Genomic DNA, 12,060 nt, shown 5'->3' on the forward strand with positions numbered 1-12,060 from the left:
TCACAGCCTTGCCGGCGCATCCGTGGTAACGTTGGGCCTCACGTTCCGAACCTTCAGCGAGGCAGGCATGTCAGACACTGACAAGGTTTTCGCCGGCTCCATCCCAAAACTCTACGATGAGCATCTCGTCCCGATGATCTTCGCCGGATACGCCGACGACATCGCAAGACGCGTCGCCGCGCTCTCGCCCTCCGCGCTGCTCGAGATCGCGGCCGGCACCGGCGCCGTGACGCGCGCCGTGGCGGCGGCTTTGCCGCGCAACGTCCGCTACGTTGCGACCGACCTCAACGAGCCGATGCTCGCGGTCGCGGCGCAGCATCAGGCGGGCGATGACCGCATCTCCTGGCGCCAGGCGGATGCGTTGGCGCTTCCGTTCGGCGACGCCGAGTTCGACGTGGTCTGCTGCCAGTTCGGCGCGATGTTCTTTCCGGACCGCGTCAAGGGCTATTCGGAAGCAAAGCGCGTCCTGAAGCTCGGCGGCGCGTTTCTTTTCAATGTCTGGGACCGCATCGAGGAGAACGTGTTCGCCGATGACGCAACGACCGCCCTGGGCAAGCTGTTTCCCGACGATCCGCCACGCTTCCTAACGCGGACACCCCACGGCTATTTCGACCAGGCGATCATACGGGCCGACCTTGCACGCGCAGGTTTCGGCAACGTCTCGATCGAAATACTGGCAGCCACCAGCCGCGCCGCCTCGCCAGACCTCGTGGCGTTAGCGTATTGCCAGGGTACCCCGCTGCGCGGCGAAATCGAGGCGAGAAGCGGCGGCGATCTTCAGGCCGCGACGGACGCTGTCGCCGCTGCAATCCGCGCGCGCCACGGATCCGGGCCGGTCGAAGCCAAGATCCAGGCGCTGGTGATCACGGCGCGGCCATAAGCCTGCGCCGCAGGCAAGCCCCGCGTCCTTACCAGAACCCCCGCTGCATCGGCTGCGCCGGCTGGTAATATTGGTACTGGCTGCGCCGGCGCGGGTTGGCCGGCTGGACGTAGGGATCGCGGTAGAAGAAGCCGAAGCCGTTGTCCCAGCCGTCATCGCTGGCGATCATGGCAGGCGCGGTCGGCTTGCGCGTGATGAAGCCGCCTTGCGGCTCGTTGCTCAGCACCGCGACGAACTCGGTGCGGTAATTGGTCTCGCTGCTCAGCGGCTCGTCCGAGATGACGATCGAGGAACGCGGCAACGCGGTCGGTCCGATGCGGTCCCATACGTCCTGCGGGATGGTGATGCGGTCGAGTGCGTTGCGCGCCTCATCGCCGTTCTCGATCGTGACAACGCTCCAGCGCAGGCCCGTCCCAGTCTTCGCCATCGCCGTGAAGATATGCGTGCCGATCGGCTGCTCGGGATTGCGGATCGTGACGGGGACCTCGATGCTGGTGTCGAACACCTCGCCGCCGCCGTCGGGCGCCGGCTTGTGCGTGTTCCGACGCACATAGAGCTTCTGCGTCGCCCGGCTGATGTAGACCGAGACCGGCTCGCCCGCGAGCTTCGCGTCGGTCGCCGCCTTCACGGCCTCGGTCTTTCTCGCCGCAGCGGTCTTCGCGGCTTCCTTGGTCGCAGCCACCGCATCGCGCTTCGGCTGCGCGGCGGCCCTGGCGGCCTCGAGCTGCGTCGCCGCGTCGGCAGCCTTGGTTGCTGCCTTCTGCTTCAGCTCCTCGGCCTTGGCTCGGGCCTGATCCGTCTTGGCATTTGCGAGCATTTTGTCGGCGAAGGCGAGCTCGGCATCGGCGCGGGTCTTCTGCTGCTCCAGCTTGCGCAACGCGGCCGGGAGCGAGGCGGCTTCCTTCGCGGCGGCGGACGCAGCCTTCTTGGCCTCGTCGGCCGCCCTTGTGGCCTCCTCCGCCTCGGCGGAGAGCTTGTCGGCCCGGCCGGGCACGGCCGCGATGGCCTCCGGCTTTGGCACGAACAGCGAGGGATGAGAGAATTCCGTCGGGACCGTGTCATGCGGCGAGACGATCACGCGCATCCCGATATAGGTCTTGTCGAACACATTCTCGGCGAAGCCGAACGGCATTCGCACGCAGCCGTGCGAGGCGGCATAGCCGGGCAGCGGTCCGCCATGCAGGGCGATGCCGTTCCAGGTAATGCGCTGCATGTGCGGCATCCAGGCATCGTCATAAAGGCTCGAGCGATGCTCCCGGTTCTTCTCGAGAATGGCAAAGACGCCAGCCGGCGTCTCGCGTCCGGTGGTGCCGGTCGATACCGGCGCGCGCACGATCCAGCCGTCGGCATCGTAGAAAGTGACCTGCTGGCTCTTGATCGACACGATCGCCATGACCGGATCGCCGGCCACCCGCGGCGCGACTGCCTCGGCCACCTGGCGCTGCTGCTTGGCCGCAATCGCCGGGGTGGCCGCCGCAAGGGTCGCCGCCGCCACGAGCGCCATGATTCCGGCAGGCCCCCGGCGCCCCACCGCCCTGATGGATTGCGCCGTCGTCGATCGGTTTTTCATGCCATCCTCGGTCGAGCTGCCAGTCGGCTGGTGTCGCTCACGTGTCAGATTGGAATCATTGGATTAAGAAATCGCAGCCGCCTTACGTTCCCTCTGTGGCGGGATTCGGTACGTTCGGGCGACAAATCTCTCATATACGAGGGTTGGCGAAGGCGGAAGGCGGCCTTCAGCCGGGGGCGGTCCGGAGCTGCCTCGATCGCTGCGGCAGAATGTCCGGATCACCTTTTGGTGCAACCGTACGAACGCGCGGATAGTCCCTCGCTAGACGCCGAGAGCCTTGCGGTTCAACGTTCGCAGGAAACGCAGCGACAACGTTCGCACGTTCGCAACATTCAGCAGCCAGGCCGCGGCGGCATAGGCAAGGCCGCCGGCGAGGCTGACGATGACGAGCGGCACGAGGCCGGTGCCGCCCACTTGCGACCGCGCAATCAGGATCGCGGCGGCCATCGCGGCCGCGGAGGCAGCGACGCCGGCGAGGCGATTGAGCTCGAACGGAACCGGATGGGCCCGATGCATCAGGACGAGTGCGACCAGGAAGCCGATCGCCTCGGTCGCCAAGGTCGCCAGCGCCGCGCCGTAAAGGCCGTAGCCGCCGATCAGCGCGAACATCAGGATCACGCTGATCACCAGCGTGAGGAAAGATTGCGTCGCCAGCATGAACGGCCGCTCGGCGAGCTGGAAGCTGATCTGCACGTAGAACTGATTGGCGATGCCGAAGAAGCGCGCAAGCACCAGTGTCGGCAACAGGGCCGAGACGCCGGCGCGGAAGTCGATCCCGACGAGCGTTCCGGCCACCTGGTCCGCCGCAAGCGCAAGCCAGACCGCAACGGGCGCCACCACGACGAGCAGCAGCTCGAGGCTTTCGGTCAGCCGCTCCCGCGTCGTCTCGCCGTTGTTCTCGGACAATGACCGGAACACCAGCGGCACGGTCGCCGCGGCGACGCTGGATGCGATCATCACCATGAACTGGCGCGGCAGATCGGCGGCAACGCCGAAGATGCCGGCAGCATCCTTGCCGAGCAGATAAGCGACAATGAGGCGGTCGCAGGCCGAATAGACCGCCACGGACAATCCCGCCAGCGTCAGCGGCAGGCCGTAGCGCGCCAGCTGCATGAACTGGCTGCGCTGGAATCGCGCGATCCCGGTGCGGTCGCCGACGAGGTTCAGGATGATGCCGGCGAGCGACCCCAGGCCGAATGCGGCGAGCAGCCCCAATCCACCCCAGCCGAGCCAGATTCCGAGAAGACCGAAGCCGACGCTGGAGAAGCTGCGCACGATCGAGATCGCCGCGAACCGGTAGGGGCGCAATTTAGCGCGCTCGAACTCCTGGCCGACATCGACTGCATTGGCCATGATCGCGACGAACATGCTGGCGAGCAGCAGCTCGACGCTGACATCGCTGCGGAACAGGACGACCAGCGGAGTGGTGGCGCAGAGCACCGCGGCCGTGAGCGCGAAGGCGACGATTGCCGTGCCACGAAAATCGACCTCCGCCGACATCGCCTGATAGCGCGACACCGACAGCTTGATCCAGGCGAAGAAGATCGCGCCCAGAATCCCGGCAAGGCTGATGCCGACGACATAGACGCCGTACTCCGCCGGGCTGAGGAGCCGCGTATAGGCCGTGACGGCGAAGAAGCCCACCGCCGCAGGCAGGATGTAGGCGACGAGATAGATCGAGAAATGGCGGTTCAGCATGCGAGCACGGGACCGTGGGCGGCCATCAGGATTAACGGATCGTTAAGACGATTGGGTGCGACAATCGGGGCTCGCCGCTGGCATTGCCAAGGATAGGTCAAGGACAAGTCAAGGATAGCCGGATAACCCTGCAAATCGGATCGCTAATGGAGCGAGCACGCGGTTATCGCGCGTTAGCGTTAAATTTGCCCTGTCCTTGAAGGAGCGGGCGCGATCACAGAAAAGAAGCAATGATAGCGAAACGTCGCCCGACTCCTCCGACGCACTGATGTAACTGATATGGACGTTGTCGAACGAACACGGGCGAGATCGACCTCCCTCCCGCGTCGAACCGCCACTGCTCCCGCGGCTCCGGCGTATCCCGGCGCGAAGGGCCGCGACAGGATGGTCCTCAACCTCTTCTTCGAGGAACGAGACGACCGCTGGTTTCCCGGCGACCGTCACCTTCGGCCGCTGCTGCGCCGGTTGCTGCTGGGCAAGTCCTTCATCAGCGGACAGCGGCGCGTTCTGCTCAATCTGTGCGCAGGTCTCGATCGGCTTGGCATTCGCTACCGCGTCAACGATTATCGCTACATTCGGAAGCATCCGGAGGAACTGGCCTGCATCATCGGCCGGCCGTTCGTGCTCGACTGGTTCAAGTGGAAGAATCCACTGCTGCTTGGCGTCGCCATGTATGACCATCCAATCGACGCACCAGAAACTCTAGAGGATCTCGACGTGAGGCAGGTGCTGTTGCCGTGCGCCTGGTATGCCGACATGTTCCGTCCGCACTGGCCCCATGTCGGTGCCTGGCCCGTCGGCATCGAGACGGATCTGTGGGTCCCGGCGCCGGCCGCGCAGAAGAAGATCGACGTGCTGCTCTACGACAAGGTCCGCTGGGATTACGACCGGTATCAACCGGAGCTGATCGAGCCGATCCGAAAGTTTCTCGAAGCCGGCGGACGCACGGTCGAAACGATCCGCTACGGGCACTACAAGGAAGAGGATTACAAGACCGCGCTGGCGCGCTGCCGCAGCATGATCTTCCTCTGCGAGCACGAGAGCCAGGGCATCGCCTGCCAGCAAGCACTCTCGAGCGGCGTGCCCGTCTTCGCCTGGGATCGCGGCGGGCCCTGGCAGGATCCGAAATATTTCCCGGACAAGGTGCGATACGAGGGTAACGTGTCCTCGGTGCCCTATTTCGACGCACGCTGCGGCATGACCTTCACTGATGCTGGCAGCTTCGCGGCGGGCTGGGGCCGTTTCTGGTCAGAGGTCGAGGCGGGAGGCTTCGCGCCGCGCGATTATGTGCTGGACCACCTGACGCTCGAGAAGGGCGCGCTTCACTATTACGAAATCGCGGAAGCCGCGATGCAGCGGCACGCGTGACCGGGCTCGACCGACGCGAATTCCTGCTCGGCAGTGTCGCAACGCTCGCGGCGGGCGCATCGGCGTCCGCGGTGCCGGCCTCGAAACGCGTCCAACGCCGCCCGGGCTACGGCGCAGCCGCCACGCTCTGGGACCTGCAAGCCGATCCGCGGCTCGGCGAGGCCATCAGCACCTATTGCACGCAGGTGGTGCCGGTGCTCGAGCTGAAATGGCCGATGCTGCGGCCGGACGCCCATACGTTCACCTTCGAGCGCGCCGACGCGATCCTGGATTTCGCGCGCGACAACGATCTGACCATGCGCGGCCACGCACTCGCCTGGTATCACGACATTCCGGACTGGACCAAGCAGATCAAGGGCAGCAAGGGCGTCGAACGCGCCTATCTCGACCACATCGGCACCGTCGTTTCCTACTACAAGGACAAGCTGACGTCGTGGGACGTCGTCAACGAGCCGATCCCGGACAATCCGCGCAGCCCGAAGGACCGGCGCGACACCTTCTGGACGCAACATCTCGGCGATCGCTGGATTCCGCTGGCGTTCCGCACGGCGGCCGCGGCCGACCCCTTCGTCAAGCTCGCGATCAACGAATATGACATCGAATCGGCGAAAGATTCCTTCATCGCCAAGCGGGCCGCCTATCGCACCCTCATCATGGACCTGCTCGATCAGGGCGTTCCGCTCCACGCCGTCGGGCTGCAGGCGCATCTTCACGCCGAGCTTGAGATCGACACGCACGGGCTCGCCGAATTCGTCACCGAGCTGCGTTCCTGGGGGCTCGAGGTTCTCATCACCGAGCTCGACGTCGACGACCAGAAGCTGGCGGGAAGTCCTGCGGAGCGCGACGCCGTCGTCGCCAAGCGCGTCGACGACCTGCTGACGGCCGTTGCCGCGAGCGGCCCGGTGCGGTCGATCCTGACCTGGGGCATCTCGGACCGTTACAGCTGGATCAACGGCACCTTTGCCCGCAAGGACAAGCAGCCGAACCGCCCCCTGCCGCTCGACGGCGAGTTCAAGCCGAAGCCGTTCATGGACGTCATCAGCAAGTTCACGAAGGACGGCTAAAGCGCGATGCGATTAGGATGAATCGTCATCGCGCTTTAGATTATTGTTCGAGCATGATCTTTTCGGAAAACCGCTATGCACTTTTCCGGATCATGCTTTAGAAATCAGCGTGTCTTCGGCGTTTCGAACGCGGCCACATCGCCGATATGATCGGGCGCCAGGCTCGGCGCGCGCCGCTCGCGCGAGGAGAGGCGGAACACGTCGCGGATGTCGGCGATCGACGTCGACGAATAGGACTGAATGCAAAGCGCGACCTGCTCGGGCGAGGCCGTGCGCATCATCGCTTCGATGGCCGGGCGGTCGAGCGGCGTGTCGTCCCAGTGCGAGACCGCGATGCTGTCTTCGGTGAGCCGATGTCGCGCCAGGTGTTCCGGCGCATTGGCGACGAAGTTTCCGTAAAGCAGATACTCCGAAAACTTCTTCTTCCGGCACAGCGCCAGCGCCCAGCTCAGGCCGGTCGCCGACTTGATCGCGTCCGTCATCGCACGCGCCGTGTCCCTGTCCCAGACCAGCGCGTTGCCGACATAATCGTCCGCCGGGAACGCGCGCTCCTTGATGCCGAGAAGCTGGTCGACGGTGCGCAGCCACAGGCCGTGCAACGGGTGGTCGGCGGCGATCGCTTTGCGCGTGACGAACAGCGGCGTCGTCTCAGCGCCGGCATATCGGCTGACGTCGAACTCGCGGAAGAACAGATTGTCCGAATCTAGGATGCAGACGCGCTGCTCGGGCGCGTTGAGGACGCCGGCGATCTTCAGGATCTGCTGGATGTGCCAGCCGTGCACCGGCGAGGACAGCAGCGACAGCCAGACGCGCCGGCTGCCGAACTGGAGCGCCGGCGGCAGCGCGAACAGCCACTTCGGCAGATAGCGCGAGGCCGGAACGATGACCCGCTTGTCGGACGCGAAGCGCGCGAACAGCGGCACGTCCTCATCGTTAACGAGCACATAATGGCGCGTGTATCCCGACAGCCAGGTGTCGATGCTCTCGCTAAGCAGCGAAAAGCGTTCGATATCCTTGGCGTAGCTGGCAGTCAGCAGGGCAACGGAATGCATGGAGCACGCTCAAATGGCCATCAGACCCGCACTGATAGCGGCAATGCGAGATGCCGGAAACTCACGATCGAAATCAAGGTAAAGCGAAACGAAGTGTTAGCCATCCGACGGCAGCCCCTGCTCCAGCCCGCGAAAGCGGAGCGGCGCCAGGGCTGAGGCGCGCTGCCACCAGTCGGCGACGCGGTCGTCGAGGGCGGTCACGCCGCGGCCCCGGCCGGGAAAGATCCGGATCTGCTGGATCGCCTCTGCCTCGAAACCCCTGGCCCTCCGCGTGATCTTGAGGGCGGCGCCTTCGCGGTCGCGCTGCGTCAGCGGCACCAGAAGACGGCCGCGCGGACGGAGCGACCGCAGCCAGAGCGGGTGCGGATGCGGGAAGCCGGCATGCACGATGATCACGTCGGCGGGCTCGCCCACGTCCTTGCACCCATCGCCGTGGACGACCGTGACGTTGCCATAGCCGCGCAAGTAGTTCGCCGCTCGGGTCGCGAGCCGATCGTCGCATTCGATCGCATGGACGCGGCCCTTTTCGCCGACCATGATCGACAGCACCGCGGAGAAATAGCCGAGGCCGCAGCCGATCTGCACCACACGGTCCGCCCGCTTGACGTCGAGAGTGTCGATCAAATGCGCCCACAGGCTCGGCAGGCCGGTGTCGAGCTTGCGGCGTGCATCGATGGCGACCAGCACGTTGTCGTAGAGATGAACGGGATCGGCGTCGGGCGTCGGGCGGTAGCTGCGCGCTGCCTCGCCTTTGATGCGCCAAGGCCCCCTTGGCAGAAATTTCTCGCGCGGAACGGCGGCGAGCGCGGCGAGCAGACGCTTCGAGGCAATCCGCTCGCGCCTGGCGATCAACTCCACGTAGCGCGCCCGCGCGGCGGCAAGATCGCTCATGTCACAGACCGGCCTGCTCGCGCACCGGCGCGTCCATGCCGAGCTCGTCGACGAGCTGCAACGCCTGCTTCAGGTCCGGCGTGTAAAAGCCCTCGCTGAATTTGCCGACGATCGGCATGAGCAGGAGTCTTGCGTGCTCGCGCTTGCCGGCTTGATGCGACAGGCGCGCGAGGCAGACGGCGGTGCGAAGCTCCCAGGACAGCGCTCCCTGCTTGCGTGCGGTCTCCAGCGAAAGGCCGAACAGGTCGTCCGCCTCCTGTACCGACGCCGGGTCGCCACCCGCCAGCGTGATCTCGCCTTGCATGCGATAGACCTCGGCGAGATAGAAGTGATCGCCGGTCCGCCTTGCGGTCGCAAGCGCACCATCCAGCGCGCGCAAGGCGGCGTCGCGCATCCCGACCTTGGCGTACGTTTCCGCGAGCAGACAGCGGAACCAGCAGCCGGCGAGCCAGGAATCCATCGCCTCGTACTCGTCGAGGCCGAAGCGCATCTGGCCGAGGCCTTCGTCGGCTTCGCCGAGCTGAGCCAGCGCCCAGCCGCGCAGGATCGCCGCCTGCTGCTTCCAGTGCAGGAAATTGTGCTCGGTGGCAATGATCATGGCGCGATTGGCGTAGTCGCGCGTGCCTTCGACGTCGCGCAAATGCTGGCGGAGATAGGCGCCGAACACCAGCGCGAAGGCGAGCGTGAAAGGGTGGCGGATCTTCTCGGCGTTCGCGATCGCCTGCTCGCTGTGCTGGCGCGCCGCGTCGGGCCGACCGAGGAACCACAGGAGGTAACCGAGATAGGACAGCGAAACGACACCGGGATCGATGCCGTGCCGTTCCATCAGGTCGGAGTGCAGATCGGGGCTGAACAGGTTGATGCAGCGGTGCAAATGGTGCTGCGAGGCTGCGAAGCGGCCGCGATAGAGCATGGTCATCGCGATCGCGCGGTGCGCCTCGATCAGATAGCCGGTCTGCTGCGCCGGCTGCGTCCGCTCGTTCAGCCGCTCGCGCTTGGCAAACTTCAACAGCTCGACGCTGAGATCGTGCGCGCGGGTGAGATCGGCGCGGATGAAATGGCACACCCAGAGCCCGCGCGTCGCAGCGAAGACCTTTTCGTCGTCATCGAGCTGACGGCCGAGCTCCAGCGCGCGGATGTAGTTCTCCTCGACCTCCTGCACCGCGTAGCCCTTGGCGGCGATCAGCGCGTTGCCGAGCGCGATGCGCAGCTTGAGCTCCATCTCGTCGGCGCCCTGCATGCGCGCATTGGCCTGCACGACGTTAAGGCCGCGGCGCAGGTGGCCGATCGCCTCCAGATTGGCCCCGGTCTTGGCCGCCTGCTTGCCGGCCTTGAGCCAGAAGCTGGCGGCGCCCTCGCTCTGGCCGGATTCGGTCAAATGATGGGCGAGCAGCTCCGGTTCGCGCTCGGTCCTCTCCGGATACATCTCGGCGAGCACCTGGGCGATCCGCGCATGCAGCTTGCGCCGCTCGCTGTGCAACAGGCTCGCATGCGCGGCGTTCTGGATCATCACGTGCTTGAAGGAGTACAGCGCATCCGGCGGATGGCCGCGGCGCATGATCAGCCCGGCCTCCTGCAGATGACTGAGCGCCGCCTCGATCTGCTCGGCCGGCGTATTGGCGACGGCATGCAGCGTCTCGTAGGAGAACTCGCGGCCGATCGTGGCGCCGATCTGCGCGATGCGCTTGAAGGGTCCCATCCGATCGAGCCGCGCCATCAGCGAGTCGGTCAGGGTGGCCGGGATTGCGAGCTGCCGCCACGGCCCCGACAGCACGTAGCGCCCGTGCCGCTCGGTCAGCAGATTGGATTCCAGAACCGTCTTGGTCAGCTCTTCCAGGAACAGCGGCACGCCGTCGGTCTTGACGATGATCTCCTCGACAACCTCCTTGGGCAGCTCGCGTCCCGCGACGCGCTCCACCAGCGTCGTGCGCAACTGCCGGCTCAAGCGGTTCAGGACCAGGGTGGTGATGTGCGAATGCGCGTTCCAGCTCGCCTGGAATTCCGAGCGCGCGGTGATGATCGCCAGGATCGGCTGGTTCTGCACCCGATCGACCAGGAGGTCGACCACCTCGCGGGAGGTCGGGTCGATCCAATGCAAATCCTCGAACGCGATCACCAGCGGCATCTCGCGCGCAAGGCCGAGGAAATGGTTGACCAGCGCCACGACCGTCGCATCCTTCTGCTGCTGCGGCGACAGCTCGAGCGGCGGATAGCGGTCCCCGGTCGGTATCGACAGCAGCGCGGCAAACAGCGGGGTGACCTGCTCAATGTCGCCATCGGCGGCGGCGATCGCGTTCTCCAGGCTCGCCAGCGACAGCGCGGACGAATCCTCGCGATCGAGACCGAGGGAGAATTTGAGCTGCTCGACGAACGGATGGAACGCGGTGGAGGTGTAATAGGGCGAGCACTGCAGCGAGACCTGTCCATGGCGGTCGCCCGATATCCGCTCGAAGATCTCCTGGATGATGCGCGACTTGCCGATTCCGGGCTCGCCGAACTTGACCACGACCTGGCCGTCGCCGTCCTTGGCCTGCTGCCAGCGCCCCATCAACAGCGCGATCTCCTCCTCGCGGTTGACGAGCGGCGTCAGGCGCGTACCCATCGCCGCAGCGAAACGGGTCTCCAACCGCGAGGCGCGCACCACGTGCCAGGCCTGGGCCTTCTCGGAGATCCCCTTCAAGTCGTGGACTCCGAGATTGCGGTAGTCGAACTTCCCCTTCAGCAGCGCCTGCGTCGAGGCCGAGATCACCACGCCGTTGGGCGGCGCCAGGCCTTGCAGGCGCGCCGCGAGATTGACGGTTTCCCCGACCGCGGAGTCGCGTTCTTCGGTGCCCTGCCCGACGAGGTCGCCGACCACAACGAGGCCGGTCGCGATCCCGATGCGGACGGCGGGTGAATGGCTGAGCGCACCACGCGGCTCGACCGCGCGTGCCGTCGACAGCACCCGCACGATCTCGAGCCCGGCGCGCACCGCGCGCTCGGCATCGTCCTCATGTGCGGTCGGATAGCCGAAATAGACCAGGATACCGTCGCCGACGAAACGGGCGGCAAAGCCCTCGTATTGCTTGACCACCCGGACGCAGGTCTCGCGAAAATCCGCGATCATGTCGCGGACGTCCTCCGGATCGAACTGCGCGGACAGCGAGGTGGAATCCACCATGTCGCAGAACATCGTGGTGAGCTGGCGCCGTTCGGCTCCGACCTCCGCCCGGATTTGCGGACGCGGCGCCTCCGCCGGCGCCTCCGTGGTTTCCGCTTGAAACAGCGCCGCCATCGCCCGCTGCAGCCGCTTGCGATCGCCGAGCGGCAATCCGAGCTCGACCAGATCGGCTTCGGTGAGATCCGCGATGACGTCGAGATCGAGGCGGTGCTGCGCGAAAAGATCGGTGTAGTGCCCGAGGCCGATGCTTTCGAGCCAGTGATTCAGCCCACCTTCCAAACTCGTGCTCGGCTCGTTCTCCAGCATCGTGATTCTGCCCGACCCTTACTCCGTCGAAGGGCTCGAGGGCCCCTCAACCACAGATTTTGGGGTCCAAA

General features: G+C 65.6%; 8 protein-coding genes. 3 read left to right on the forward strand and 5 right to left on the reverse strand.

Going from position 1 to position 12,060, the window contains the following annotated elements; genetic code table 11:
* The first annotated feature begins 67 nt into the window (after window positions 1-67).
* Window positions 68-880: a class I SAM-dependent methyltransferase gene (locus I6F21_RS28690; RefSeq protein ID WP_225134939.1), complete on the forward strand. Its 813-nt coding sequence runs from the start codon at window positions 68-70 to the stop codon at window positions 878-880.
* A 28-nt stretch (window positions 881-908) separates the two neighbouring features.
* On the opposite strand, the gene I6F21_RS28695 is transcribed toward I6F21_RS28690, so the two are convergent.
* Window positions 909-2,450 (reverse strand): L,D-transpeptidase, encoded by a 1,542-nt coding sequence (locus tag I6F21_RS28695; protein ID WP_109145176.1) that lies wholly within the window; start codon window positions 2,448-2,450, stop codon window positions 909-911.
* Window positions 2,451-2,711: 261 nt separating this feature from the next.
* The gene (locus I6F21_RS28700) at window positions 2,712-4,148 is read right to left on the reverse strand and encodes an oligosaccharide flippase family protein (RefSeq protein ID WP_225140439.1); all 1,437 of its coding nucleotides are present in this window, start codon (window positions 4,146-4,148) and stop codon (window positions 2,712-2,714) included.
* Between the two features lie 279 nt (window positions 4,149-4,427).
* On the opposite strand from I6F21_RS28700, the gene I6F21_RS28705 reads away from it, so the two are divergent.
* Together I6F21_RS28705 and I6F21_RS28710 are read left to right on the forward strand one after the other, a co-directional pair.
* Window positions 4,428-5,516 (forward strand): glycosyltransferase family 1 protein, encoded by a 1,089-nt coding sequence (locus I6F21_RS28705; RefSeq protein ID WP_225140440.1) that lies wholly within the window; start codon window positions 4,428-4,430, stop codon window positions 5,514-5,516.
* A complete protein-coding gene (locus I6F21_RS28710) occupies window positions 5,513-6,580 on the forward strand; it encodes an endo-1,4-beta-xylanase (RefSeq protein ID WP_036011740.1) in 1,068 nt (355 codons plus the stop codon). The genes I6F21_RS28705 and I6F21_RS28710 overlap by 4 nt, the downstream gene beginning before the upstream one ends.
* Before the next feature lie 104 nt (window positions 6,581-6,684).
* Here I6F21_RS28710 and I6F21_RS28715 read toward each other — a convergent pair whose 3' ends face one another.
* From I6F21_RS28715 to I6F21_RS28725, 3 genes are all read right to left on the reverse strand, one after another.
* Complete coding sequence (locus I6F21_RS28715; protein WP_036026769.1) at window positions 6,685-7,632, reverse strand: DUF6492 family protein; 948 nt, start codon at window positions 7,630-7,632, stop codon at window positions 6,685-6,687.
* A gap of 96 nt (window positions 7,633-7,728) precedes the next feature.
* A complete protein-coding gene (locus I6F21_RS28720; RefSeq protein ID WP_036011751.1) occupies window positions 7,729-8,523 on the reverse strand; it encodes an rRNA adenine N-6-methyltransferase family protein in 795 nt (264 codons plus the stop codon).
* Between the two features lies 1 nt (window position 8,524).
* Window positions 8,525-11,989, reverse strand: a complete 3,465-nt coding sequence (locus I6F21_RS28725) for an AAA family ATPase (RefSeq protein ID WP_225140441.1) — start codon at window positions 11,987-11,989, stop codon at window positions 8,525-8,527.
* Window positions 11,990-12,060 lie beyond the last annotated feature (71 nt).

Origin of the sequence: Bradyrhizobium sp. NBAIM03 (assembly GCF_020194055.1) — a bacterium.
Lineage (GTDB): Bacteria > Pseudomonadota > Alphaproteobacteria > Rhizobiales > Xanthobacteraceae > Bradyrhizobium > Bradyrhizobium yuanmingense.

What these genes read in the sequence shown, in the direction of transcription:
- I6F21_RS28720 (WP_036011751.1), bottom strand. Translation starts at nt 8,523, where the DNA reads ATGAGCGATCTTGCCGCCGCGCGGGCGCGCTACGTGGAGTTGATCGCC.
- I6F21_RS28715 (WP_036026769.1), bottom strand. Translation starts at nt 7,632, where the DNA reads ATGCATTCCGTTGCCCTGCTGACTGCCAGCTACGCCAAGGATATCGAA.
- I6F21_RS28725 (WP_225140441.1), bottom strand. Translation starts at nt 11,989, where the DNA reads ATGCTGGAGAACGAGCCGAGCACGAGTTTGGAAGGTGGGCTGAATCAC.
- I6F21_RS28705 (WP_225140440.1), top strand. Translation starts at nt 4,428, where the DNA reads ATGGACGTTGTCGAACGAACACGGGCGAGATCGACCTCCCTCCCGCGT.
- I6F21_RS28690 (WP_225134939.1), top strand. Translation starts at nt 68, where the DNA reads ATGTCAGACACTGACAAGGTTTTCGCCGGCTCCATCCCAAAACTCTAC.
- I6F21_RS28695 (WP_109145176.1), bottom strand. Translation starts at nt 2,450, where the DNA reads ATGAAAAACCGATCGACGACGGCGCAATCCATCAGGGCGGTGGGGCGC.
- I6F21_RS28700 (WP_225140439.1), bottom strand. Translation starts at nt 4,148, where the DNA reads ATGCTGAACCGCCATTTCTCGATCTATCTCGTCGCCTACATCCTGCCT.